Annotated in this window: 25 protein-coding genes and 1 pseudogene; 17 read left to right on the top strand and 9 right to left on the bottom strand. The window is 69.3% G+C overall.

The window, feature by feature from the left end; translation table 11 throughout:
* Nucleotides 1-28 precede the first annotated feature (28 nt).
* Nucleotides 29-1,024 (top strand): alkaline phosphatase family protein, encoded by a 996-nt coding sequence (locus ABEU20_RS19225; protein WP_420165981.1) that lies wholly within the window; start codon nt 29-31, stop codon nt 1,022-1,024.
* Nucleotide 1,025: 1 nt separating this feature from the next.
* Here the strand turns inward: ABEU20_RS19225 and ABEU20_RS19220 are convergent, their stop codons facing one another.
* Both ABEU20_RS19220 and ABEU20_RS19215 read right to left on the bottom strand, forming a co-directional pair.
* Nucleotides 1,026-2,144, bottom strand: coding sequence for a lycopene cyclase family protein (locus ABEU20_RS19220; protein WP_420166260.1), 1,119 nt, complete (start codon nt 2,142-2,144; stop codon nt 1,026-1,028).
* Nucleotides 2,141-2,911, bottom strand: coding sequence for an SDR family oxidoreductase (locus ABEU20_RS19215; RefSeq protein ID WP_420165980.1), 771 nt, complete (start codon nt 2,909-2,911; stop codon nt 2,141-2,143). The genes ABEU20_RS19220 and ABEU20_RS19215 overlap by 4 nt, the downstream gene beginning before the upstream one ends.
* Before the next feature lie 155 nt (nt 2,912-3,066).
* Between ABEU20_RS19215 and ABEU20_RS19210 the strand changes: the two genes are divergently transcribed.
* A complete protein-coding gene (locus ABEU20_RS19210; protein WP_420165979.1) occupies nt 3,067-4,698 on the top strand; it encodes an ABC-F family ATP-binding cassette domain-containing protein in 1,632 nt (543 codons plus the stop codon).
* Nucleotides 4,699-4,803: 105 nt separating this feature from the next.
* Nucleotides 4,804-5,028: a helix-turn-helix domain-containing protein gene (locus tag ABEU20_RS19205; RefSeq protein WP_420165978.1), complete on the top strand. Its 225-nt coding sequence runs from the start codon at nt 4,804-4,806 to the stop codon at nt 5,026-5,028.
* Between the two features lie 698 nt (nt 5,029-5,726).
* On the opposite strand, the pseudogene ABEU20_RS19200 reads toward ABEU20_RS19205, so the two are convergent.
* The 3 genes and pseudogenes from ABEU20_RS19200 to acnA form a co-directional block, all read right to left on the bottom strand.
* A pseudogene (locus tag ABEU20_RS19200) lies at nt 5,727-6,384 on the bottom strand (maleylpyruvate isomerase family mycothiol-dependent enzyme).
* A gap of 112 nt (nt 6,385-6,496) precedes the next feature.
* Nucleotides 6,497-7,066: a TetR/AcrR family transcriptional regulator gene (locus ABEU20_RS19195; RefSeq protein WP_127916944.1), complete on the bottom strand. Its 570-nt coding sequence runs from the start codon at nt 7,064-7,066 to the stop codon at nt 6,497-6,499.
* Nucleotides 7,067-7,177: 111 nt separating this feature from the next.
* The gene (acnA, locus tag ABEU20_RS19190; protein WP_420165977.1) at nt 7,178-9,979 is read right to left on the bottom strand and encodes an aconitate hydratase AcnA; all 2,802 of its coding nucleotides are present in this window, start codon (nt 9,977-9,979) and stop codon (nt 7,178-7,180) included.
* Nucleotides 9,980-10,303: 324 nt separating this feature from the next.
* Here acnA and ABEU20_RS19185 point away from each other — a divergent pair, with 324 nt between their 5' ends.
* The 10 genes from ABEU20_RS19185 to ABEU20_RS19140 all read left to right on the top strand — a co-directional run bounded on the left by ABEU20_RS19185 (nt 10,304) and on the right by ABEU20_RS19140 (nt 19,436).
* On the top strand, nt 10,304-10,861 hold the full coding sequence (locus tag ABEU20_RS19185) for an Rv1476 family membrane protein (RefSeq protein ID WP_420165976.1): 558 nt from the start codon (nt 10,304-10,306) through the stop codon (nt 10,859-10,861).
* Between the two features lie 288 nt (nt 10,862-11,149).
* Complete coding sequence (locus tag ABEU20_RS19180) at nt 11,150-12,598, top strand: NlpC/P60 family protein (protein WP_420165975.1); 1,449 nt, start codon at nt 11,150-11,152, stop codon at nt 12,596-12,598.
* 125 nt (nt 12,599-12,723) lie between these two features.
* The gene (locus tag ABEU20_RS19175; RefSeq protein WP_420166259.1) at nt 12,724-13,830 is read left to right on the top strand and encodes an AAA family ATPase; all 1,107 of its coding nucleotides are present in this window, start codon (nt 12,724-12,726) and stop codon (nt 13,828-13,830) included.
* Nucleotides 13,827-14,783 carry a DUF58 domain-containing protein gene (locus tag ABEU20_RS19170; protein ID WP_420165974.1) on the top strand — a complete coding sequence of 319 codons (957 nt, stop codon included), beginning with the start codon at nt 13,827-13,829 and terminating at the stop codon, nt 14,781-14,783. The genes ABEU20_RS19175 and ABEU20_RS19170 overlap by 4 nt, the downstream gene beginning before the upstream one ends.
* The gene (locus tag ABEU20_RS19165) at nt 14,780-15,760 is read left to right on the top strand and encodes a VWA domain-containing protein (protein ID WP_420165973.1); all 981 of its coding nucleotides are present in this window, start codon (nt 14,780-14,782) and stop codon (nt 15,758-15,760) included. The genes ABEU20_RS19170 and ABEU20_RS19165 overlap by 4 nt, the downstream gene beginning before the upstream one ends.
* A 72-nt stretch (nt 15,761-15,832) precedes the next feature.
* A complete protein-coding gene (fabG1, locus tag ABEU20_RS19160) occupies nt 15,833-16,555 on the top strand; it encodes a 3-oxoacyl-ACP reductase FabG1 (RefSeq protein ID WP_420165972.1) in 723 nt (240 codons plus the stop codon).
* A 63-nt stretch (nt 16,556-16,618) separates the two neighbouring features.
* Entirely contained in the window at nt 16,619-17,416 is a 798-nt protein-coding gene (gene inhA / locus ABEU20_RS19155; protein ID WP_420165971.1) for an NADH-dependent enoyl-ACP reductase InhA, read from the top strand.
* A 43-nt stretch (nt 17,417-17,459) separates the two neighbouring features.
* Nucleotides 17,460-18,530, top strand: a complete 1,071-nt coding sequence (locus tag ABEU20_RS19150) for a ferrochelatase (RefSeq protein WP_420165970.1) — start codon at nt 17,460-17,462, stop codon at nt 18,528-18,530.
* A gap of 47 nt (nt 18,531-18,577) precedes the next feature.
* Entirely contained in the window at nt 18,578-18,886 is a 309-nt protein-coding gene (locus ABEU20_RS19145; protein ID WP_420165969.1) for an antibiotic biosynthesis monooxygenase family protein, read from the top strand.
* A gap of 67 nt (nt 18,887-18,953) precedes the next feature.
* Nucleotides 18,954-19,436 carry a hypothetical protein gene (locus tag ABEU20_RS19140; RefSeq protein WP_420165968.1) on the top strand — a complete coding sequence of 161 codons (483 nt, stop codon included), beginning with the start codon at nt 18,954-18,956 and terminating at the stop codon, nt 19,434-19,436.
* Between the two features lie 21 nt (nt 19,437-19,457).
* Here the strand turns inward: ABEU20_RS19140 and ABEU20_RS19135 are convergent, their stop codons facing one another.
* Nucleotides 19,458-20,267 (bottom strand): hypothetical protein, encoded by an 810-nt coding sequence (locus ABEU20_RS19135; RefSeq protein WP_420165967.1) that lies wholly within the window; start codon nt 20,265-20,267, stop codon nt 19,458-19,460.
* A gap of 81 nt (nt 20,268-20,348) precedes the next feature.
* Between ABEU20_RS19135 and ABEU20_RS19130 the strand changes: the two genes are divergently transcribed.
* From ABEU20_RS19130 to ABEU20_RS19115, 4 genes are all read left to right on the top strand, one after another.
* Complete coding sequence (locus ABEU20_RS19130) at nt 20,349-21,158, top strand: DUF3097 domain-containing protein (RefSeq protein ID WP_420166258.1); 810 nt, start codon at nt 20,349-20,351, stop codon at nt 21,156-21,158.
* A gap of 86 nt (nt 21,159-21,244) precedes the next feature.
* On the top strand, nt 21,245-21,676 hold the full coding sequence (locus ABEU20_RS19125; protein ID WP_420165966.1) for an NfeD family protein: 432 nt from the start codon (nt 21,245-21,247) through the stop codon (nt 21,674-21,676).
* 5 nt (nt 21,677-21,681) lie between these two features.
* Nucleotides 21,682-22,851: an SPFH domain-containing protein gene (locus ABEU20_RS19120; protein ID WP_420165965.1), complete on the top strand. Its 1,170-nt coding sequence runs from the start codon at nt 21,682-21,684 to the stop codon at nt 22,849-22,851.
* Nucleotides 22,851-23,240 (top strand): hypothetical protein, encoded by a 390-nt coding sequence (locus tag ABEU20_RS19115; RefSeq protein ID WP_420165964.1) that lies wholly within the window; start codon nt 22,851-22,853, stop codon nt 23,238-23,240. The genes ABEU20_RS19120 and ABEU20_RS19115 overlap by 1 nt, the downstream gene beginning before the upstream one ends.
* 13 nt (nt 23,241-23,253) lie before the next feature.
* On the opposite strand, the gene ABEU20_RS19110 is transcribed toward ABEU20_RS19115, so the two are convergent.
* From ABEU20_RS19110 to ABEU20_RS19100, 3 genes are all read right to left on the bottom strand, one after another.
* On the bottom strand, nt 23,254-23,769 hold the full coding sequence (locus tag ABEU20_RS19110) for a hypothetical protein (protein WP_420165963.1): 516 nt from the start codon (nt 23,767-23,769) through the stop codon (nt 23,254-23,256).
* Between the two features lie 37 nt (nt 23,770-23,806).
* Nucleotides 23,807-24,646, bottom strand: coding sequence for a hypothetical protein (locus ABEU20_RS19105; protein WP_420165962.1), 840 nt, complete (start codon nt 24,644-24,646; stop codon nt 23,807-23,809).
* 34 nt (nt 24,647-24,680) lie between these two features.
* Nucleotides 24,681-25,048, bottom strand: a 368-nt coding sequence (locus ABEU20_RS19100) for a hypothetical protein (protein ID WP_420165961.1), incomplete at its 5' end; no start/stop codon positions are given.

Here is a 25,048-nt window from a genome sequence, read left to right as displayed (position 1 = left end):
TGGTCTAGTCCGATCCAGGGTGGAACTCGTGACCAACACCATCGCATCCCCCAAGGCACTGTCCCTCCTCCTCGCTGCGGGCACGCTCGCCGCCGGTGTCGCCACGGCGACCGCCGGTACGGCCGCCGCCGCGCCCACCGACGTCACCAAGACCGTGGTGATCGGCCTGGACGGCACGATGCTCGACCACGTGAAGTCCGCGAACACCCCCAACCTGCACCGCCTCGTCGCCGAGGGCACCAGCGGGCAGTCGTCGATCCTCGGCCACCCGACGATCTCCGGCCCGTCCTGGTCGACGATCCTGACCGGCGTGTGGCACACCAAGCACGGAGTGGTCGACAACTCGTACAACGGTGCCCGCTACGACCTGTATCCGACGGCATTCACTCGAATCGAGCAGACCAAGCCTGAGCTGCGCACCGCGTCGATCGCGACGTGGGGTGGAATCGCCACCATCCCGAACTCCGGCAACCCGAAGGCCGACGTCGTCGTCTCCACTCCGGATGCGGGCAGTGGCGCCGCGACGGACACGGCGACGGCGACCGCCGTCGCCACGGAGATCACCACCAACGGACCGGACTTCGTGTTCACCCAGCTCGACCAGGTGGACGGCGCCGGGCACTCGTCCGGTACCGCCGGATCCGAGTACGTTCCGGCGCTCGAACGCGTCGATGTCGAGGTCGGCAGGATCGTCGATGCCGTCGACGCCCGCAGCAAGGCGACCGGCGAGAAGTGGACGGTCCTCGTGACCTCCGATCACGGCCATAGGCCGACCGGCGGGCACGGCGGCCAGAGTGCCGAGGAGGCAACGACGTTCGTGATCGCGCGCGGTGCCGGCTACCAGGCGGGGGCCACCGACGACGACGTGACGATCGCCGACATCACGCCCACCGTGCTCGACAACCTGGGTATCGCTCAGCCCGCGGATCTCGACGGTGCACCGCTGCCGAAGACGGCGCCGCCCGCGACGGGTTCGCTCGGCCGGCTGCCGTCCTGGATCCCGACGGGTTCGCTCGGGTCCTGAGTCACGACCGCCGGACGCCGGCCAGTGCCAGCGTCCGGCGGATCGGTGGCGACACAGTGCGGAACAGTTGCCACATCGTGGAGGCGGTCCCGCGGACGTCGTCGCGACCCGACAGATAGGACCGCTGCCGCTCGACAGGCAGCGCGAAGAACGCGTCGAAGAACTCCGCGTTTCGGGCGGGGTCGAGACTCAGCAGTGCCGACAGGCCCACCTCGCGCAGCGAGCGGACCGCGCGAGCCTGCCACGGCCACAACGCCTTTCCCGGGTCGCCTCCCGCGAGGAGTGCGGCCACGACGTCGTCGACGGCAGACAGAGACGCCGCCACGCTGTACCCGGTGCCCGGGTGGACCAGTCCCGCCCGGGCACCGAACGCGGTGGTGCCGGAACGATGTCGCGGGGCGTGAACCGGGAACCGGACCCGCTCCACCTCCAGGTTGGCCGGTGGTTCGACCCCGCGGTTGTCGAGGCGTGCGTCGAGCCGTCGACGCAGTTCGCCCAGCGGCAACCCCGGGCGTCCGACCAGGCACGTCTCCTCGAGCAACACGGTGTCCTCGCCGAGCGGGACCGCGTACAGGAACGACGGCGGATCGGCCGGGGTCGTCCCGTTGTCGCGGCGCCAGTCCATGAACCAGCAGTCGGCGTCGCCCAGTGCGGGCGTCGCCGCCGACGTCGGCAGCACGATCCCGAAGGCAGTCTGCTCGGCGAGCGTCGGATCCGGGCGCAGTCCGCGGGCGTCGACCACCCGGTGTGCGCGGACGTCGGTGCCGTCCCGGAGGGCGACGACGTTCGGGGACACCGCTCCGGCGACCCCACGGATCACGTGGACGGCCGCGACGTCGAGGGCGTCGTGCAGAGCCGCGTTGTCGAGCACGGCGTACGTCCGGTCGAGCACGTGCGTCCGGGTGCCCCACGCGTGCGGGCGGGGGACGGCTCGGCGCAGTACGTCCGCGCCGAGCCAGCCGGGCAGCTCGTCCGCCCACGCCGCGTAGGTCGGCAGCCACGGCCGGTCCGGGTGCGGGTCGACAGCCACGACGCTCAGCCCGGCGCGCGCCGCACGGTGCGCGAGGGCACGGCCGGCGGGACCGAGCCCGACGACCGCGAGATCGGCAGTGCCGGTCAGAGGGCGCCCGTCGCGAGCAGGCCACCGTCGACGCGCACGGTCTCGCCGGTGATCCAGGCGGCCTCGTCGGAGACCAGGAAGCCGACCAGGCCGGCGACGTCCTCGGGGGTGCCGAGCCGCTTCATCGGGTAGATCGACGACGCCTGCTCCTCGCCGGCCGCGACGAGGGCGGCGGCGAACTTGGTCTTGACGACGCCCGGAGCGACGGCATTGACGCGGATCTTCGGACCCAGCTGCCACGCGAGTTCCTCGGTGAGCCGGATCAGTGCGGCCTTCGACGCGCCGTAGGCGGCGATCACGCCGGTCGACCGGATGCCGGCGACGCTCGCGAGGTTGACGACCGCACCGCCGTGCTCGCCCATCCAGGCTCGGTACGCCTCCTGCACGTAGCCGAGGGCGGCGACGACGTTGACGTCGAAGATCTTGCGGACCGCGTCCAGATCTGCGTCCATCAAGGCCCCGTACACCGGGTTGATGCCGGTGTTGTTGATCAGGATGTCGAGAGAGCCGAAGTCCGATACCGCCCGGGCGACCGCCTCGCGGCGAGCCTCCGTGTCGCCGGAGTTGCCCGCGACGGCGAGCACCTTTCCGCCGTGACCGAGGGCGCGCAGTTCCTCCGCGGCTTCCTCGAGCGGCTCGGGTTTGCGGGCAGTGACGACCACGTTCGCACCTCGGGCGAGGAGCTCGGCGGCGACGGCCTTGCCGATGCCGCGGCTCGCGCCGGTGACGAGGGCGCTGCGGTCCTGCAGATCCTTCACGCGTGTCATGGCATCGAACGTTAGCCGAGTCACTGGGTCGGGGAGTGGTGCCGAGCCGAGGTCACGGTAAAATCAGTGGTTCTTGTGCCCAATCGTGGGCACGATGACGTCCGAGGTCTTTTCTGCCTCGTTGTTCCGCTTGTCGTTCGTTTGAGGAGTTTTGCTTGATTACCGCCACCGACCTCGAAGTTCGTGCCGGTGTGCGAACCCTGCTGTCTGCTCCGGGTCCGGCGCTGCGTGTGCAGGCCGGTGACCGGATCGGTCTGGTCGGGCGCAACGGCGCCGGCAAGACCACGACCCTGCGCATCCTCGCCGGCGAGGGCGAGCCCTACGCGGGCGCGGTGATCCGCAGCGGTGATCTGGGCTATCTGCCGCAGGATCCCAAGGAGGGCAACCTCGACGTTCTCGCCAAGGACCGCGTCCTCTCGGCGCGCGGCCTCGACGAGATCCTGCGCAGCATGGAGAAGCAGCAGACCATCATGGCCGAGGCCGTCGACGACGCTGTCCGGGACAAGGCCGTGCGCAAGTACGGTTCGCTCGAGGACCGGTTCTCCGCCCTCGGGGGCTACGTCGCGGAGTCCGAGGCCGCCCGCATCTGCAACAGCCTCGGTCTGGCGGACCGCATCCTGGAGCAGCCGCTACGCACGCTCTCCGGCGGTCAGCGTCGCCGCGTCGAGCTGGCCCGCATCCTGTTCGCCGCGTCCGACGGTTCCGGCGGCAAGTCGAACACGACGCTGCTGCTCGACGAGCCCACCAACCACCTCGACGCCGATTCCATCACGTGGCTGCGCGGGTTCCTGCAGAACCACGACGGCGGCCTGATCGTGATCAGCCACGATGTGGACCTGCTCAACGACGTCGTGAACCGGGTGTGGTTCCTCGACGCCGTCCGCGGCGAGGCCGACATCTACAACATGGGCTGGAAGAAGTACCTCGACGCCCGCGCCACCGACGAGCAGCGTCGCCGGCGTGAGCGTGCGAACGCCGAGAAGAAGGCCGGCGCGCTGCGCGTGCAGGCGGCCAAGCTCGGCGCCAAGGCCACGAAGGCGACGGCCGCGCAGAACATGGCCAAGCGCGCCGACAAGATGATGGCCGCGCTCGACGAGGTCCGGGTCGACGACAAGGTCGCGCACATTCGCTTCCCGGAGCCGGCCGCGTGCGGCAAGACCCCGCTGATGGCCGAGAACCTCACCAAGATGTACGGCTCGCTGGAGATCTTCGCCGGTGTGGACCTGGCCATCGACCGGGGCAGCCGGGTGGTCGTGCTCGGGCTCAACGGTGCCGGCAAGACGACGCTGCTGCGCATCCTGGCGGGCACCGAAACGCCCAACGCGGGTGAGCTGGTCCCCGGCCACGGCCTGAAGATCGGCTACTTCGCGCAGGAGCACGACACCCTCGACGACGACGCCAGCGTGTGGGAGAACATCCGGCACGCCGCCCCGGACACGGGGGAGCAGGAGCTGCGCTCTCTACTCGGCGCGTTCATGTTCACCGGCCCGCAGCTCGAGCAGCCGGCCGGCACGTTGTCCGGTGGTGAGAAGACGCGTCTGGCGCTGGCCGGTCTGGTGTCGTCGGCTGCCAACGTGCTGCTGCTCGACGAGCCCACCAACAACCTCGATCCCATCTCGCGCGAGCAGGTCCTCGACGCGCTGCGTAGCTACAAGGGCGCGGTCGTCCTCGTGACGCACGACCCGGGAGCCGCCGAGGCGCTCAACCCCGAGCGCGTCATCCTGCTGCCGGACGGCCAGGAGGATCACTGGTCGCAGGAGTACCTCGAGCTCATCCAGCTCGCCTGATTCGTCCCGTCCCCGCTGGCTGAGCGAGTTTTCGGTTTGTTGATCACGCGTCGACCGGTGATCTAGCCTGGAAACCGAGGCTCGCTCAGCTGACCGGAGGACGTCATGGCGGAGAGCACGGGAATCTCGCGGGGGTCCCGCATCACCGGGGAATCGCGTGACAAGCTCCGCGACGACCTCAAGGCGCAGTACGAGGCGGGGGCGAGCATCCGCACCCTGGCCAATCAGACCGGCCGCTCGTACGGCTTCATCCACAATGTGCTCGTCGAGGCCGACGTGACGCTGCGCCGACGGGGTGGGCCGAACCGGCGCAAGAAGACGACCGGGTGACGTCCGCCCCGTCGCTCCGTCGCGGCTAGTGTCCGTCTCATGGGGAGCGCACCTGGGGACCGGGACCGGACGGCGCTTCGAGCGACTCGGCACGCTGCCGGTGGCGGCCGTTGTCGGCGCCGTCGGACCCTTGGCGTTTCCGCGCGGCTCTCGTTCCTTCGCGGGCGGCTTCGTCGTCGGATTCGTAGCGGTCGCCGCCGTCATGTGTGGCGTCGGATGCTCCGTGGACAACATGCCGTATTCCATGTGAGATCACGGACGTCAGCCGCCGAATGAGCTTTCGCATCCGCGTCGGGACCGTAGCCTGCAGTCCATGGCGTGGTGGGTGCTCGTCGGTGTGGGAGTTGCGCTGCTGGCGGCGGGAATCGTCTGGCCGCGGCGCGACCGACTCGGGCGGGCGCCGGGATTCCCCTGGTTCTGGGTCGTGTTCCCCGCCACGTGTATTGCGATGGCGGTAGCGGTGGGCGTCTTCACCTGGCCCGAGATTCTCACCGCCGGGCGGAACGTCTGGTGGAGTTCACCCGGTGCAGGATCATCCGGTTCGAGCTCGTCGGGATACCAGTTTCTTTCGAGCGAGCAGTACGGGCGCTACACGATGGTGCGGCGGTTGCGGCGAATCTTGCCGGTCGTATCCCTCGCGGGACCCGCGTTGTCTGTCTGGGCGTGGCGGCGGCGTCGGATATAAGCTCTAGCGTCCGCTACGCGTTTCGCCGGTGGGGTCTCGCACGAGCAGCCGCGATCCGATCGCGCAGTGTCGCCAGACCCGGACCCTCCAGCTCGTCCGTGACCGCGCCGCGGCCGGCCATCGCCATGAGCAGCGCCTCGCCGGTTCCGCGAACTTCGGTGCCCTCGGCCCGCGGTCCAGTCGAGGTCTGTTGCCGACAATCGAAGACCCCGAATTCGTCGGAGCGCGCCGATCGGGGGTGCGATGCGCGCGAAGTTCAGCGCGGGCACGAGCCTGTCTGCGGGGATGTCCCGGGGTAGGCCGAGCGGCCGGCGAACGTCCTGCTGGTGAATCATCCCGTCCACGAGCGCAATTCGGCCGCCGAACGCGGTGGTGAGTCCTCGGGGCTGCAGGCTCCGATCGAGCAGGTCCAGCAGTTCTTCAGGGCTGTGGTCGGCATAGTCGTCCAGCCCGATCGCATTGGCGCGGTCGAACCGCCACCAGCCGCGAGTGAACCTGCTCACGACGCCACCGGGGCTCAATTCCTCGCAGCTCAGCATGTGGGCGACCACGTCGCGGATGCTCCAGCCCTCACACAGCGACGGCGTCTGCCACTGCTGCGTGGTCAATGAGTGCAACAGATCCGCGAGTTGGGTGCGCTCGGCACAGGCCGACACCTTCACGTCATGCATCGCGGTCCCATGTCGGTCGGCGGCCAGAAGTCACGGAAGCAGTATCGCTCGATGCCGGCCGGCTTCGGGGCGGCTTGGTGAATGCTCGCGGACGACGAAGGGGCGAGTCGGTTCAGGAGTCTCGGCGGCGCACCGATTCCTCGACGAGATCGAGGACGGCCGAGAGGTTCTCGGCCCCGTGCCCGGACGCGATGCGGGCAATCAGACCGTCGAGCACCAGGTCGAGGTAGTCGAGCAGGACGTCGGTGGGCAGGTCGTCGCGCAGACGTCCGGCGGACTTCTGCCGCTCGAGGCGGCGCACGGTTGCTTCGGTGAGCTCGGCGCTGCGCTGCGTCCAGTCCCGGGCGAACTCGGGGTCGGTGCGCAGGCGCCGGGCGATCTCGAGGCGGGTGCCGAGCCAGTCGAACTGGTCGGGGGACGCGAGCATGTCGCGCATCACCTGGACGAGGCCGCCCTCGGCGACCACGTCGGCCATCCGCTTGGCGTCCTCGTGGGCAAGGGCGAGGAACAGGCCGTCCTTGTCCTTGAAATGGTGGAAGATCGCACCGCGCGAGAGCCCGGTGGTCTCCTCGAGTCGGCGCACGGTGGCGCCGTCGTAGCCGTACTGCGCGAAGCACTGGCGGGCGCCGTCGAGGATCTGGCTCCGCCGCGCCGCGAGATGGTCTTCACTGACCTTGGGCACAGCCGACTTCCTTTCGTACGAAACTGCAACGGCGGGCTCGAGACTGACGTCCCGAGCCCGCCGTCAGCGCACTGGGTGATCCCGGAGAACCGAGATCACACGATCAGGTGACTAGCCCCGGATCATGTTGCGCAGCACGTACTGCAGGATGCCGCCGTTGCGGTAGTAGTCCGCCTCGCCGGGGGTGTCGATGCGGACGACCGCGTCGAACTCGACCTTGGAGCCGTCGGCCTTGGTCGCGGTGACCTTGACCGTCTCCGGGGTGACGCCCTCGTTGAGCTTCTCGACGCCCGAGATGTCGAAGACCTCGGTGCCGTCCAGGCCCAGCGAGCCGGCCGACTCGCCTGCCGGGAACTGCAGCGGGACGACGCCCATGCCGATGAGGTTGGAGCGGTGGATGCGTTCGAACGACTCCACGATGACGGCCTTGACGCCGAGCAGGCTGGTGCCCTTGGCGGCCCAGTCACGCGACGATCCGGAGCCGTACTCCTTGCCGCCCAGCACGACCAGCGGGATGCCGGCCTTCTGGTAGTTCTGCGACGCGTCGTAGATGAACGCCTGCGGCGCACCGTCCTGCGTGAAGTCGCGGGTGTAGCCACCGGAGACGTCGTCGAGCAGCTGGTTCTTCAGACGGATGTTCGCGAACGTGCCGCGGATCATCACCTCGTGGTTACCGCGACGCGAGCCCAGGGAGTTGTAGTCCTTGCGCTCGACGCCGTTGGCGTCCAGGTACTGCGCGGCCGGGGTGCCGGGCTTGATCGGGCCGGCCGGGCTGATGTGGTCGGTGGTGACCGAGTCGCCGAGCAGCGCGAGGACGCGGGCGCCCTTGATGTCGGTGACCGGGGCCGGATCCATCGTCATGCCGTCGAAGTACGGCGCCTTGCGGACGTAGGTCGAGTTCTCGTCCCACGCGAAGGTGTCGCCCTCCGGCGTGTTCAGGTTCTGCCAGCGCTCGTCGCCCTTGAAGACGTCGGCGTAGGACTTGCGGAACATGTCCTGGCTGATCGCCGACTTGATGGTGTCGTCGATCTCCTGGGCCGAAGGCCAGATGTCCTTCAGGAAGACGTCGTTGCCGTCCTTGTCCTGGCCCAGCGCGTCGGTCTCGAAGTCGAAGTCCATGGTGCCGGCCAGCGCGTACGCGATGACGAGCGGCGGCGACGCCAGGTAGTTCATCTTGACGTCGGGGGAGATACGACCCTCGAAGTTGCGGTTACCGGAGAGCACCGCGGTGACCGACAGGTCGTGCTCGTTGATCGCCTTGGAGATCTCCTCCGGCAGCGGGCCGGTGTTACCGATGCAGGTGGTGCAGCCGTAGCCGCCCAGGTAGAAGCCGAGCTTCTCGAGGTAGGGCCACAGGCCGGCCTTCTCGTAGTAGTCGGAGACGACCTGCGAGCCGGGCGCCATGTTGGTCTTGACCCACGGCTTGGTCTCGAGGCCCTTCTCGACCGCGTTGCGGGCGAGCAGCGCGGCACCGAGCATGACCGACGGGTTCGAGGTGTTGGTGCAGGAGGTGATGCCCGCGACCGCGACCGCGCCGTGGTCGAGGACGAACTCGCCGCGGTCGGTCTTCACCGTGACCGGCTTCGACGGACGGCCGGTGGAGCCGTTGGCAGCCGAGGGCACGGGCGCGACCTCGTCGGTGGCAGTCGAGAGCGACGCCGGGTCGGAGGCCGGGAAGGACTCCTCGACGGCCTCGTCGAGAGCCGTGTGGGTGGCCTCGTTGCCGTTGGTGACGTAGGTGACGATGTCGCGACGGAACGCGTCCTTCGACTCCGACAGCAGGATGCGGTCCTGCGGGCGCTTCGGGCCGGCGATCGACGGCACGACGGTGCCGAGATCCAGCTCGAGGTACTCGGAGTAGGCGGGCTCCTTGTCGGCGTCGTGCCACATGCCCTGTTCCTTGGCATACGCCTCGACGAGCGCGAGCTGCTCGTCACTGCGGCCGGTCAGGCGCAGGTAGTTGATGGTCTCGCCGTCGATCGGGAAGATCGCTGCGGTGGAACCGAACTCGGGGCTCATGTTGCCCAGGGTCGCGCGGTTCGCCAGCGGAACCTCGGCGACACCGGCGCCGTAGAACTCGACGAACTTGCCGACGACACCGTGCTTGCGGAGCATGTCGGTCACGGTGAGCACGACGTCGGTCGCGGTCACGCCCGGCTTGATCTCACCGGTCAGCTTGAAGCCGACGACGCGCGGGATGAGCATCGAGACCGGCTGGCCGAGCATCGCGGCCTCGGCCTCGATGCCGCCGACGCCCCAGCCCAGCACGCCCAGGCCGTTGACCATCGTGGTGTGCGAGTCGGTGCCGACGCAGGTGTCGGGGTACGCCTGGCCGTTGCGGGTCATGACGGTCGGTGCCAGGTACTCGATGTTGACCTGGTGGACGATGCCCATGCCCGGCGGGACGACCTTGAAGTCGTCGAACGCACCCTGGCCCCAGCGCAGGAACTGGTAACGCTCGCCGTTGCGCTGGTACTCGAGGTCGACGTTGCGCTCGAGGGCGTCGGCCTGGCCGAACACGTCGAGGATGACCGAGTGGTCGATGACCATGTCGGCGGGGGAGAGCGGGTTGACCTTGTTCGGGTCGCCGCCGAGGGTGGTGACGGCCTCACGCATGGTGGCGAGGTCGACGACACAGGGCACGCCGGTGAAGTCCTGCATGATCACGCGCGCGGGCGTGAACTGGATCTCGACGCTCGGCTGGGCCGAGGGATCCCAGTTCGCGATGGCGCGAATGTGATCGGCGGTGATGTTGGCGCCGTCCTCGGTGCGCAGCAGGTTCTCGGCGAGAACCTTCAGTGCGTAGGGCAGCTTCTCGGTGCCGGGAACGGAAGAGAGGCGGAAGATCTCGTACGAGTTGTCTCCGACCTCGAGCGTTCCCTTGGCGCCGAACGAATCAATACTGGTGGTCACGTCAGCTCCACTCGTCTTTGAGGTTCGCCGTCGACGGGGCTGTGTCGACGGCTGAAGCGAGGCACGCGAGCAGGCGCTGGCTCGATCACGGATCGAGCCCGGCAGCTCCGCGAGCGTCTCGTCAGGAGTCTAACAGTACGCTTGTCCTGTGAGGCTGCGGGGTCGGGCCGGTGGCGGATGCCGCGCCGGCCCGCACCATCGACTCGCGTCGCTCCAATCCTCACGCAGTCGCCACGCGCGTGCAACGGACGGCGCGGCCCGCGGTCCGATACGTCACGTACTGTGCAGATCAGTCTGCCCGTCGCACCCGACCCCGGATGAGAGATGACTGCCTCTATCGCGCCCGTCCTGCTGCCGAACATCGCCAAGATCCCCGACGAGGTCTCTCTCGACGCGGTGTTCGCGGATCTGTCCGACGACAATGTCTCGGCGCCCGCCACGGACGTGGAGGGGTTGAAGGCGGTCGTCGCCCGGGCCCAGGAGGACGGCATCGCGCTGCGCATCGTCGTCGTGGACACCGATCCGCGCGGGCCCGAGCCCCTGCGCGATCTGGCGACCGAGGTGGGGAAGGTGGAGGGTGGCACGGTCCTGGTGTTGAGCCCGTCCGCCAACGGCACCTACAGCGACACCATCAGCCGCGTGGTGCTCGAGGAGGCTCAGGATCGGGCGTTCACCGGCAATCCCGTCGACTCCGCGAACAATTTCGTCGACGGCATCACCGAGCCGGCCCCCCGGTGGGGGCTCGTGACCGCGTTGCTCGTGCTGCTGGTCGCGGCCGTCGCCGGGGTGTCCTTCGTGGCGAAGGCCCGCCGCGGTCGTGAGGCACCGCCGGTCGCCCAGCAGACGGCGCCGGTGGACGGCGGGCATCCGACCGGATCTTGATTCCGGCATTCGCTCCAGCATTTCCGCAGGTCGAATTACGTCGACGTCATTTGTGACAAGAGTGCACCAGAGCGTGCAAAGTGTCGTACGGTGCCAGTGGCACTTTTTGGGGAAGAAGTGTCGCAAGAGTGACGTGACGATTCATGTGACGACGAAAAGTCGCATGGTCTGCGCGTCACCGCGGTGCACCACCGCGGTGGCGCTCCTCCCCGCACGGGTCCACCGGTGGTCGGATTCGGTCGCAGCAGTAGGGAGGATGTTGTGGGGCGAAGGGGCTCACGCGTAGGCGTGCGGCGTCCGGCATTTGCGCGTACGCGTTCGGCCGGGGCGCGGGCATTGCTGGGTGCGAGCGTCGTGTGCGCCCTCGTCGCGGGACTGCCCGGGACGGCCGGCGCGGTGCCGCCCCCACCGCCGAACCCGTCCGACTCCGAGATCGACAGTGGCAACGCGCGAGTGTCCGAAGGTGTCACCCAGGTCGGCGACCTCATCAATCAGGTCGCCACCGCGAATCAGCAACTCGCCCGCCTCGACGACGAGGTCGCGATCAAGCGCGAGGACGTCAACAAGGCGCTCGTCGATCTGCAGACCGCGCGCGACGAGGCGGCGGCCGCGGGAGTGCAGGTGGACCAGAGCCAACAGGCCCTGCGGGACGCCGGCACCCAGATCGACCAGGCGCGCAAGCGCTTCACCGACTACGCGGTGTCGAGCTACACCAAGGGCCGCAACGTCGCGTCGCTGTCGTCGTTCTTCGGCGCGGACGGACCCGAGGACATTCTCGACCGGGCGCAGATGATGAGGATGCTGTCCGCGAGCCAGAAGGCCGTGCTGGAGAACCTCGAGCGCGCGCGCACCGAACAGGCCAACCGGGACTCGGCGGCGCGGGAAGCGAAGCAGCGGGCCGACGCTGCCGCGGGCGCCGCCGAGAACAAGAAGGCGGAGGCCGAACAGGCGATCGCCGCGGCCCGCAACGCCCTGCAGGAACAAGCCGCCCACAAGACGCAGATCGAGTCCGAGCGGGACGGTGCGCAGGCGCAACTCGACGCCGCCCGCGCCAACGTCTCCGGTCTCCAGGGACAGCGTGACGCCTACCTCGAGTGGGACAACCAACGCCGCGCCGAGGAAGCCGCGGCGGCTGCTGCGGCGGCAGCGGCCGCGGAGGCCGCCCGTCGGGCCGCCGCCGACCAGGCGTCCCGGGAGCGGGCGTCCCAGGTCGCCGATGGGGAGCGGCCGCACACCCAACTCGACGACGACGAGGGCGGCTGGACGCCGCCCGCGCAGTCCGCCCCGCGGCCCATGGCGCCGTCGGTGACGGGCGCCGGTGCGATCGAGACGGTGATCGACCGCGGCATGTCGCAGCTCGGCCTGCCCTACGCGTGGGGTGGTGGCAACGCGAACGGCCCGACGCTCGGTATCCGGGACGGCGGTGTCGCCGACAGCTACGGCGACTTCAACAAGGTGGGATTCGACTGCTCCGGCCTGATGATCTACGCCTTCGCCGGGGCCGGGATCTCGCTGCCGCACTACACGGGCTACCAGTACACCGCGGGCACGCAGGTGCCGTCGTCGGAGATGCGCCGAGGCGACATGATCTTCTACGGCCCGAACGCCAGCCAGCACGTCGCGCTCTATCTGGGCGACGGTCAGATGCTCGAGGCCCCGCAGTCCGGATCGACGGTGCGTGTCTCGCCGGTGCGGTGGGACGGCATGACTCCGTACGCTGTTCGTATGGTGTCGTAGCCCACGCCGCCTTCGGGCGGGGGGCGGGCGACACCTGGAATAGTTGAGCGGGCAGCAAGACCGGCAAGTCGACGGATCGATCTAGGTGGAAGCGGGGAGTGTTGGTGACCTCACGTGACGGCGCGGTGGCTGGGTCGGGTTCGCAGGGGGCGGTCCATCCGGACTCGGGCTCGGGGACATCGGACCTGGCGCGGGACGTGCACACGCTCGAACGGGCGATCTACGAGGTCAAGCGGGTCATCGTCGGGCAGGACCGGCTGGTGGAGCGGATGCTCGTCGGGGTCCTCGCGAAGGGACACGTGCTCCTCGAGGGTGTCCCCGGTGTCGCGAAGACGCTCGCGGTGGAGACGTTCGCCAAGGTGGTCGGCGGATCCTTCTCCCGCGTCCAGTTCACCCCGGACCTCGTGCCGACCGACCTGATCGGCACCCGCATCTACCGCCAGGGCCGCGAGCAGTTCGACACCGAACTCGGACCTGTGGTCGCCAACTTCCTGCTCGCCGACGAGATCAACCGAGCCCCCGCGAAGGTGCAGTCGGCGCTGCTCGAGGTGATGGCCGAGCGGCACGTCTCGATCGGCGGCAAGACCTATCCGATGCCCGAGCCCTTCCTCGTGATGGCGACCCAGAACCCGATCGAGAACGAGGGCGTGTACCCGCTGCCCGAGGCGCAGCGCGACCGCTTCCTGTTCAAGGTTCTCGTCGACTACCCGTCGGTCGAGGAGGAGCGGGAGATCGTCTACCGCATGGGTGTCGCGGCCCCCGAACCGAATCAGGTGCTCGACCCGCAGGAGCTCGTCCGGCTGCAGAAGGTCGCGAGCACGGTCTTCGTCCACCACGCGCTCGTCGACTACGTCGTGCGCGTCATCGCCGCGACGCGCACACCGCGCGAGTTCGGCCTCGACGACGTCGCGGGCTGGATCGCGTACGGCGCGTCGCCGCGCGCGACCCTCGGCATCATCTCGGCGTCCCGCGCGCTCGCGCTGCTCCGGGGCCGTGACTACGTCGTCCCGCAGGATGTACTCGAGATCATCCCGGACGTCCTCCGGCACCGGCTGGTGCTGTCGTACGACGCCCTCGCCGACGAGGTCACCCCGCAGGACGTGATCACCCGAGTGCTGCAGACGGTCGGGCTGCCGCAGGTCGGTGCGCAGCCGGTGCCGCAGACGGCCCCGCCGGCACCCCCGACGTATGCCGCTGCGCCGCTGTCCCCGTCGGGCACGCAGCCGCAGTGACCCGGCAACCGGGTGCGGTGCCTTCCTTCCGTTCCGGATCGTTGCGTGATCCGGAACTGACCGCGGCGCTGCGCACGCTCGAACTGACGGTGCGCCGACGCCTCGACGGCGTGCTGCACGGTGACCATCTCGGTCTCATCCCGGGCCCGGGGTCCGAGCCCGGCGACGCCCGCGAATACCAGCCCGGTGACGACGTCCGGCAGATGGACTGGTCGGTCACGGCCCGAACCACCCATCCGCACGTCCGGCAGACGGTGGCCGACCGGGAACTCGAAACGTGGTTGGTGATCGATCTGTCGTCGAGCCTGGACTTCGGCACCGCGCTGTGCGAGAAGCGTGACCTCGCGGTGGCGGCAGCGTCGGCGGTGACATACCTCGCGGGCGGCAGCGGCAACCGGATCGGTGCCGTCGTGGCAACCGGTGACCGGATGCTGCGGATTCCGGCCCGCGGCGGCCGGGTCCACGCGCAGGCGATGCTGCGGCGGATCGCGACCACCCCGCACGCCGCGGAGGGGGTGCGCGGTGACCTGCGGGGCGCGCTCGAGTCGCTGCGCCGCCCGGAACGACGACGCGGGCTCGCCGTGGTGATCAGTGACTTCCTCGGCCCGATCGACTGGGAGCGGTCGCTTCGGGCGCTGTCCGGGCGGCACGAGCTACTGGGCATCGAGGTGCTCGACCCGCGCGACCTGGAGTTGCCCGACGCCGGCGACGTCGTGCTGTTCGACCCCGAATCCGGTCGGACCCGGGAGTTCGCCACCACCCCTCGGCTGCGTGCCGACTTCGCGCAGGCCGCGGCCGCGCACCGCGTCGAGGTCGAATCGACTCTGCGTCGCTGCGGCGCACCGCGTCTGAGCCTGAGCACCGACCGGGACTGGATCGCGGACGTCGTGCGTTTCGTCTCCTCCCGGCGGCACAGTTACGGCGCCCCCACCCGCGGGGTGGCCGGCCGATGAGTCTGTCCCAGTTCACATCCCCGTGGTGGCTGCTGTTCCTGGCGGTCGTGGCCGTGCTCACCGCCGGCTACGTGGTGATCCAGCGTCGCCGGCAGAAGCACGTGCTTCGGTTCGCCAACATGGAGCTGCTCGAGAAGGTTGCGCCCAACCGGCCGAACATCACCCGGCACCTGCCGACCGCACTACTGCTGGTCGGTCTGGTGTTCCTCACCGTGGCGCTGGCCGGTCCCACCGCCGACAAGCGGGTGCCGCGCAACCGCGCGACGGTCGTGCTGGTGATCGACGTGTCGCTGTCGATGAAGGCCACCGACGTCGAACCGAGTCGCCTCGCCGCCGCCCAGGAGGCCGCGAAGTCGTTCGCGGACGGTCTCACTCCGGGCATCAACCTCGGTCTGGTCGCATTCGCCGGTACCGCATCGGTACTGGTGTCGCCCACGCCGAACCGGGACGAGACGAAGGCCGCGATCGACAATCTGACGTTGAGCGAACGCACCGCGACCGGCGAGGCGATCTTCACGTCGCTGCAGTCGATCGACACCCTGGCGGCCGTGCTCGGCGGCAGCGAGCAGGCGCCGCCCGCCCGGATCGTGCTCCTCTCCGACGGCAAGCAGACGGTCCCGGAGAGCTCCGACGACCCGCGCGGCGGATTCACCGCGGCGCGTCAGGCCAAGGACAAGGGCGTGCCGATCTCGACGATCTCGTTCGGCACCGGTTACGGCACGGTCGACATCGAGGGCGACCGCATTCCCGTGCCGGTCGACGACCCGTCGCTGCGGGAGATCGCGAACCTGTCCGGCGGAAACTTCTTCACCGCGTCGAGTCTCGAGGAACTGCGTGACGTCTACGACACGCTCGAGGAGCAGATCGGCTTCGAGAACGCCCGCGGCGACGCGAGCCGTCCCTGGCTGGTGCTCGGTGTGCTGTTCAGCGCGTCAGGACTGGCCACCGCGCTCGTTCTCCGGCAACGCCTGCCCTGACCGGCGTCGGCCCGTACGCCGATTTCGTCCACCTGGACCCGTAACCCGCAACCGAACAGATAGGTTGATCGCATGTCGAACACCAGCAGCCCGTCCCGTTCCGTGCTCGTGACGGGAGGCAACCGCGGCATCGGCCTGGCCGTCGCGCAGCGCCTCCTCGAGGACGGACACAAGGTGGCGGTGACGCACCGTGGATCGGGTGCACCGGAGGGCCTGTTCGGGGTCAAGTGCGACGTGACCGACGCGGATTCGATCGACCGGGCGTTCAAGGAGGTCGAGGAGCATCAGGGACCCGTCGAGGTGCTGGTCGCCAACGCGGGAATCACCGATGACACGCTGCTCATGCGCATGGACGAGGACCAGTTCACCCGGGTGCTCGACGCCAACCTGACCGGCGCGTTCCGGTGCGCCAAGCGCGCCAACCGCGCGATGCTGCGCGCCCGCTGGGGCCGGATGATCTTCCTGGGCTCGGTCGTCGGCATGGCCGGCCAGGCCGGGCAGATCAACTACGCGGCATCGAAGGCCGGTGTGATCGGCATGGCGCGTTCGCTCACCCGCGAACTGGGGTCCCGCTCGATCACCGCGAACGTCGTCGCGCCCGGCTTCATCGAGACCGACATGACCGCCGACCTGTCGGAGGATCTGCGCGACACCGCCAAGAAGTTCATCCCGCTACAGCGACTGGGCCGTCCCGAGGACGTTGCAGCGGTCGTCAGTTTCCTCGCATCCGACGACTCCGCGTACGTCTCCGGCGCCGTCATCCCGGTCGACGGCGGCATGGGCATGGGTCACTGATCCCACCTGTCCTTCCCGGATCCTCACGCACCCACAGACTTTCATCACAGGAGTAGCAACAACATGGGCGGACTGCTCGCGGGCAAGACCATTCTCGTCACCGGCATCATCACCGACGCCTCCATCGCGTTCCACGTCGCGAAGGTGGCCCAGGAGCAGGGTGCGAAGGTGATCATCACCGGCTTCGACCGGCTGCGGCTGATCGACCGGATCGCGCAGCGGCTGCCGCAGCCGGTGCCGCCGGCCGTCGAGCTGAACGTCCAGGACGACGAGCACCTCGCGACGCTCGCCGACCGGGTCCGCGAACTCGCGCCCGAGGGCCTCGACGGTGTGGTGCACTCCATCGCGTTCTCGCCGCGCTCCGGCCTGGGCGCGCCGTTCCTGGATGCACCCTGGTCGGACATCTCCAACGCGATGGAGATCTCCGCATACTCGTACGCGTCGCTCGCCAAGGCGCTGTTGCCGGTCCTCAACGACAACGCGTCGATCGTCGGCATGGACTTCGATCCGTCCCGTGCGATGCCGTTCTACAACTGGATGGGCGTGTCCAAGGCCACCCTGGAGGCGGTCAACCGGTACGTCGCCAAGGAGGTCGGCACCCGCGGCATCCGCTCGAATCTCGTTGCGGCCGGCCCGGTCAAGACGCTGGCCGCCAAGGCCATCGCGGGCGATGCGACCGGTCCGGGCGCCGAGCTGAACAAGCTGAACACCGCGTGGGACAGCGCCGCTCCGATCGGGTGGGACGTCGACGACCCGACGCCGGTGGCCAAGAGCGTGTGCACGGTGCTCTCGGACTGGCTGCCGGGCACCACCGCGTCGATCATCTACGTCGACGGCGGCTTCCACGCAGTGGTCGGCTGACCCGTCTCGGGCAGCGATGTCGGCACTGGGCGACAATGGACGCATGAGCGGACAGCGGGCCACGGACTTCGATGCACTCCTCGTGCTCTCCTTCGGGGGACCGGAGAAGCCCGAGGACGTGATGCCGTTCCTCGAGAACGTCACCCGCGGTCGGGGCGTGCCGCCCGAGCGTCTCGCCGCGGTGGCCGAGCACTACATGCATTTCGGGGGCGTGTCGCCGATCAATGCCCTCAATCGTGACATCATCGCGCGTCTCGAGGCCGAGTTGCGCGGCGCCGGAATCGATCTGCCCGTGTACTTCGGCAACCGCAACTGGCACCCGATGGTGGAGGACACCGTCGCCCGCATGCGGGACGACGGTGTCCGCAACGCGCTCGTCTTCCCGACCTCCGCGTGGGGCGGCTACTCCGGGTGTCGTCAGTACGACGAGGACATCACGCGGGCCCGGGACGCGGTGGGCGCCGACGCGCCGACGCTGGCGAAGCTGCGGCAGTACTACGACCACCCGTTGATGGTCGCGGCGTTCGCCGACGCGATCAGTGCTGCGCGCGAAGAACTTTCGGAGGACGTGCGGGACCGCGCCCGGTTGGTGTTCACCGCGCACTCGGTGCCCCTCGCGGCCGACGCGAACGCCGGCCCGCCGGCGGAAGGCGGCAACCTGTACAGCCGGCAGGTCGCCGACGCGTCCCGGCTGTGTGCGGAGGCCGCCGGCGTCGACGACTTCGACCTCGTGTGGCAGTCCCGCTCCGGACCGCCGCAGGTGCCGTGGCTCGAGCCCGACATCTGCGATCATCTCGACGCCGTGGCTGAGTCGGGCGCGCCCGCGGTGATCGTGTGCCCGGTCGGGTTCGTGTCGGATCACCTCGAGGTGGTGTGGGACCTCGATACCGAGTCCCGGGACAAGGCAGCCGAACTCGGCATCGAGTTCGCGCGCGTCGCGACCCCCGGCACGGATCCGCGCTTCCCGCAAATGATTCGGGAGCTCGTCGAGGAGCGGCGCACCGGCGCCGCCCCCGCACGCCTGGGTCGGGAACCGCTGCTCGGCGCGACCGTCGACGGATCGCCGTGCGCGGTGAACTGCTGCGCGCCGGTGCGCCGTCCGGGCAAAAACTAGAGACGCACGCTTGACCTCAATCGATGTTGAGGTTCTAGGTTCGCGGAATGACCGAGATTCTGCGTATCGACAAGTTCCACGTCCCCGAGGCGTCCCTGCACGAGTTCCTCGCGAAGGTGAGCGAGACCCACGAGGAGTTGGGGCGCATGGACGGCCTCGTCGGCAACGACGTCGTCCGACTGCAGGAGGGTGAGAGTCGCTTCAATGTGGTCACCGTCATGAAGTGGAGGGACCGGCATGCCCACGATTCGGCGGGGCGCGTGATGGCCGAACGGGCCCGCAACACCGGTTTCGACAGGACCGCGTTCTGGGAACGTCTCGGCATCGAAGCGGATCTGGGGATCTACACGACCTAGGTCGTCCCACTGGTCGTCCACCGGCCTGTTTCCGGATGGAAACCGCGGGGCCGACTATGTTGATCGGGTGCAGGACAGCCTCTATCACCGCTTCGAGTTCACGTTCATCGTTCCGCTGCTGACTCGCTCCCGGGAGGCGGCGGTCGCGGACGAGTTCGACGTGACCGTGCGCGACCAGGCCGGGATGCAGTTGCTGACCGTGGCGGCCGAGGGAATGCGCTGTGCGACAGCGGGAATGAGTCTCGTCGATCAACTCGTCGTGCACGGGGTCACACCCGAACGTACACACCCCGATCTGGTCACCCGTCAGGACGTGGCGGACCGCGCCGGGGTGACCCGGCAGGCAGTGGGGCAGTGGGTGCGCGGGGTCCGCCAGCGTGGGACACCGTTTCCGGTGCCGTTCAACACCGTCTCCGGCGGCATCTGGCTGTGGGGCGACGTGTACGCGTGGTTGCGGCAGCACGATTACGGACGCGACACCGGACTGCTCTATCCCACACTCGACGAACACGTGCGTATCGACCGGCACATCGTGATGAACCACCGCTGACGACGGCGGTTGCTGCGGTCGTCAGGCGCGGTGCGCGTCCCGCGCGGACGCCGAGACCGCGGCCACCCGTGCCGTCCGGACCGCGGACCACAGCGGCCGGAGCAGTTCCTCGCGAGCAGCAGCGCTCGAAGCGGACGGCGCCTCGGTCGGTGAATCATCTTCCGCGACGGACAGAATCGCCGCCACCTGGTCGGCAGAGTCGAGGATGCGCAGCGCCCGCGTGGGAATCGAATCCGGGTAGCGGTGGTGCGCGCGGTCGTCGAGGGCCTCCGCGATGCGGCGGCGCGGGTCGCCGTCGGCCCGGCCAGTTTGCACCGACGACAACTGCAGGAGCGCGTCGGCGGCGTCCCGGATCGCTTCACGCATCGAATACTCGGCCTCGCCCAGTCCGGTGTGCTCGGTGATCTCGGGCACCGCCCCGATCGAGTGGACCGTCCAGCGCAGTACGTCCGGCCCCTCGACGGTCGGAACCAGCCCGATGCCGGGCTGCCCGGGTTCGCCGACGATCACGCCCTCGCCGGCGTCGAGCGCGGCCCGCGCGAACTCGGAGCCCGCGGGCAGACCGCGCACGTCGCCCGGCGCGGGCAGCACCAGGCGCAGTCCACCCGGCGTCTCGACGCTCCGTCGGACGATGCGCAGCAGGATCGGCGCCGCACCGTCCTGCACACCCGGCCACTCGAGATCGGTCGCCAGGGCGGTCTCGGCGTCGGCGGATCCCACGAGGTGCATCGGCGCCCATTGGTGCAGGGCGTCGATCACGTCGTCGGGTGCGCTGTCCCCGGCGAGCCAGGAAGCGGCCCACAGGGTCAGCGTCGCGCTGGGGGAACTCACGGTTATCGAGCATAGGACGGCGTGGCGGTGTTCGTGTACACCCCGCCTGGCCTAGCGTGAGGTGCCGTGAACGCGAGCAACATGTACGGCGACATCTTTGCCGGCCACTCCAGGACCCGGAAACCCAAGACTCCCGAGGTGGCCGCTGAACGCGACCTCGTGGTGGAGGATGCCGCCACCGGATTCTGCGGCGCCGTGGTCGGTATCGAACGCACCTACGACGGTGATTTCGTGCGGCTCGAGGACGGGGCGCGTCGCACCCGGTTGTTCGCGATGCGTGAGGCGGCCTTCCTGATCGACGGGCGCCCCGTCACCCTCGTCCGTCCTGCGCCACAGGCGCAGAAGTCGGCAGCGCAGCGGTCGGCGTCGGGGTCGACGAAGGTCGAAGGGCTGCGGGCGCGGACCGCGCTGCCGAGCCGGATCTGGGTGGAGGGCGTGCACGACGCCGCCCTGGTCGAGCGGGTGTGGGGCCACGATCTGAGGGTCGAGGGAGTGGTCGTCGAGCATCTCGAGGGACTCGACAACCTCGGTGATCGACTCGCCGAGTTCCGACCCGGACCGGGTCGCAAGGTCGGCGTGCTCGTCGACCATCTGGTCACCGGGTCCAAGGAGGAGCGGCTGACGCAGGGTCTGGGCCCGCACGTGATGGTCACCGGCCACCCCTACATCGATGTGTGGGAGGCGGTGCGGCCCAAGTCGGTGGGTATCGCCGCCTGGCCGACGATTCCCCGGGGCCAGGACTGGAAGACCGGTGTCTGCAACGAGCTCGGCTGGGGGACGCCGCAGGACGGTTGGCGACGCGTGTACGGCGCCGTCGAGAGCTTCCGGGACCTCGAGGCCCCGCTGATCGGTGCGGTGGAACGCCTGGTCGACTTCGTGACCGCCGACTGAATCGTGCATTCTCCACAGCTGCCCGTTCTTCCACAACCGCGTTTCGCGGGCCTCCCGGCGCCCGGGACGTCTGGTTAGATGGTCTTGTGGCAGCTTTGATTTGGCTGGTAGCGGGCGTTCTCCTCGCAGCTGCGGAAGCGTTGGTGGGGGAGTTCTTCCTGCTGATGCTCGCAGGCGGTGCGCTGGCGACCGCCGGATTCTCCGCGGCGACCGACTTCCCGGTCTGGGTCGACGCGGTGGTCTTCGGTGTCGTGTCGCTGGTGCTGGTCCTGGGTGTGCGCCCAGCGCTGCTGCGCCGGTTCGACAAGCCACCCCTGAAGCTGATGAACACGGAGGCCCTGCCGGGCAAGCATGCGCTGGTGCTCGAGGAGGTCGGCGAGCACACCGGCCGGGTCAAGCTCGACGGTGACGTGTGGACGGCCCGTCCGCTCGACGTCAGCGAGGTGTATGCGCCGGGGACGACAGTCACGGTGATGGAGATCGACGGCGCGACCGCCGTCGTATGGAGGGGACCGTAGAGAAGATGGCAGCACTGATAGTTCTGGCGGTACTGGTCGTACTCGTCGTCATTCTGGTCGCGAAGTCGGTGGCGCTGGTGCCGCAGGCCGAGGCCGCCGTGATCGAGCGGCTGGGCCGCTACGCGCGGACCGTGTCGGGTCAGCTCACCTTCCTGGTGCCGTTCGTGGACCGCATCCGGGCGAAGGTAGACCTGCGCGAGCGGGTGGTGTCGTTCGCCCCGCAGCCGGTCATCACGCAGGACAACCTGACGCTGTCGATCGACACGGTCGTCTACTTCCAGGTCACCAACCCGCAGGCGGCGGTTTACGAGATCAGCAACTACATCGCCGCGGTCGAGCAGCTCACCATCACCACGCTCCGCAACGTGGTCGGCGGCATGACGCTCGAGGAGACGCTGACGTCCCGCGACTCCATCAACGGGCAGCTGCGCGGCGTGCTCGACGAGGCGACCGGCCGCTGGGGTCTGCGCGTCGCCCGCGTCGAGCTCAAGAGCATCGATCCGCCGCCGTCGATCCAGGAGTCGATGGAGAAGCAGATGAAGGCCGACCGCGAGAAGCGGGCGATGATCCTCACTGCCGAGGGACACCGCGAGTCGGCGATCAAGACCGCCGAGGGTGCCAAGCAGAGTCAGATCCTCGCCGCGGAGGGCGCCAAGCAGGCGTCGATTCTCGGGGCCGAGGGCGAGCGGCAGTCGCGGATCCTGCGGGCGCAGGGTGAACGGGCCGCGAAGTATCTGCAGGCGCAGGGCGAGGCCAAGTCCATCGAGAAGGTGTTTGCCGCGATCAAGGCCGGCCGACCGACTCCCGAGATGCTCGCCTACCAGTACCTGCAGACGCTGCCGCAGATGGCGCAGGGTGATGCCAACAAGGTGTGGTTGGTGCCCAGCGACTTCGGCGACGCCCTCAAGGGCTTCGCGAAGACGCTCGGTGCACCCGGCGACGACGGCGTGTTCCGGTACGAGCCCAGCCGCACCGACGACGAGGACCTGCCGCGCCCGGAGGACGACTCCGAGGAGATCGCCGGCTGGTTCGAGACGAAGGCCGATCCCGCAGTCGCCCAGGCCGTCCGCGCGGCCGAGGCGGTGGCGCGGACCCCCGTCGACAGCCCGCTGTCGCAGGAGCACCTGCTCGGCGGCGGCGAGCAGCCCGAGGGGCTTCCGCCGGGTAGGGAGTAATGAACGCACCGTTCGGGCCCGCGACCGGCCGCGTCGAGCGTTGGGCCCGAACGGCGATGCTGATCGGGGCAGTGGTGCTCTTCCCGTCCGCGCTGCGCGCGGTCGTGGTGAATCCGTCGGTCGGCAATTGGCTCACTGCGGTCCTGGCCGTGATCGTGGTTGTCGGATCGACTGTGTCGGCATTATCGGCGTGGCGAAACCGCGCCACCGTTCGATCGGTGCCGGCGAAGGTCTCGCCGGCTGAGGTCGCGGTACCGGACGTGCTTGCGGCAATCGCGTCCTCGTCAGGCCGGATCGACGCGATCAAACGACTCCGGCAGATGTACCCGGGGCTGGGACTGCTCGATGCGAAGGTACTGGTGGAGAAGCAGCTGCCCGGTCCGGCCTGAGGTGTGCGGCGATCTACGGCCGGAGCGTTGCGGCGAACAGGTCCTCGACCTCGTCCAGCTCCAGTCCCGTCACCTCGGCGATGTCGTCCAGCGGTAGCCCCGCCCTGCACAGTTCGGCGGCCCGGGTACGTGGCCCGTCGAGCCATCCCAGCGTCGCAAGGGACTGCTCGGCGGCCCGCCTGAGCTCGGCCCGCTGGCCGGGCGACCACGGCGCCGACCGCGACAACGAGGCCCTTCCGATCCAGTGCCGCAGCAACTCCCCGAGAGTCTCGCGTTGCTGCGCTGCGGTGCGGCCACCCACCGCTTCCTCGGACACACAGACGTCGACGAGCATCGCGGGCTCGGTCTTCTCGTAGCGGGTGAACGACCGTCGGCCACCGCTTTCGGGTAGGCAGCGCAGACAGATGACGAGGGCGCCGGGGAGCGACTTCGTGGCGACGGCGAAGTCGGCTCCGGCGTCCTGCAATTCGCTCGCCAGCCGGTACACCTCGCCGACCGGTCCGGTGTCCGACGTGACCACGAGATCCATTCGCCCGACGATACCGACGTGCGGGCGGACGAGAAGGTCAGAGTTCCAGCAGTTGCTCGGCCCGGCCTTCGTCGAGTCCACCGCGCCAGGAGGCGAGGGGAACCGGGATGTCCGATCGCGGACCGCTCCTGACGTTGGAATAGGCCGCCCTGCGTTCGGTGTCGGGGATGAACCGATCCCAACTCGGCACGAGGGCAGGGCAGGGTAGGACTCCGATCTCCGACAGCCCGATCAGGATTCCGTAGCGCTGGTACTTGTCGGTTCCCGGAACGATCTTGGACCGGGCGACGGCCTTCTCGAGGTCGCTCGGGAGTGTCCCCGCAGGCTGCGCGCGGACGAGGTCCAACAGTGCACGCAGCCGTTGCCTGTCGTCATCGGTCGGGAGCGGCAGGCCCTGCGCCGCAGCGGCTTCCAGATCGGGAAGATAGTGCTGAGGCAGTTCGTTCCACGCCCATCCGAGCGCCAGTCGCAACAGCGTCTCCGTGACGTCGACCTCGTACGAGTGCTCGATCAGACCGCAGTCGGGGATACCGCGCTCGCCCGGGTCGGCGGTACCGAGATGCCGTGCCCACCCGTACGAGATCACCGTCTGCCGCCCGCGCGGAGCGCTACCCAGGCCGGCGACGAAGGCACCGAGTACACCGTCGGCGTCGAGGGCGTCGGCGGCGACGGTCGCGCGTGCGACGATCTCCGCCGGCGTCCAGTGTTCCGGGCTCCGGACAGGCCACCCGAAGCCTTCTGCAGCGGCGACGTCCTCGGGCGCGCGCGACCGTTCGGTGCCCTTGACGGTTCCCGCCCGGGTGAGGCGGTAGCCGTAGCAGAGCAGCAGGGGCTCGAGTTCGGCTCCGTGCGGGATGCGGCGCGGCGCGGCGTTCACCGTCGGTCCTGAAGTGCTGTTCTCACACATGGCGCTATGTCACCAGCGCCCGGCCGACGCCCGCCACGGCGATGGCCCACAGCACGCTCGTGAAGGTGCCGATGATGAACTGCTCCGACGCGTGCGGCTCCCGTAGTTCGGGATAGCGGGCGAGGCCCTTGACGGCCAGGACGATCGCGATGCCCTCCGGCCAGCCCGCCAGGATCGAGACCGCCACCGCGGTGCGCTCGAGCAGTCCGATCACGCGGCCACCGCGCAGCGGGCCGTCGTCGGGTTCGGGTCCGGCGTCGGGCTGGCGGCGGGCGAACCGGAAGGCGGCCAGCACCATCGGGGCGCCGCCGGTGGCGGCGGCCGCGACCGTCAGGACGTAGGTCGCGGCGAGGGCGAAGCCCCGGACCGGCG

The sequence above is a fragment of the Rhodococcus parequi genome, from assembly GCF_046042785.1.
GTDB lineage: Bacteria > Actinomycetota > Actinomycetes > Mycobacteriales > Mycobacteriaceae > Prescottella > Prescottella parequi.
This window is presented reverse-complemented; position numbering and strand designations above follow the sequence as displayed.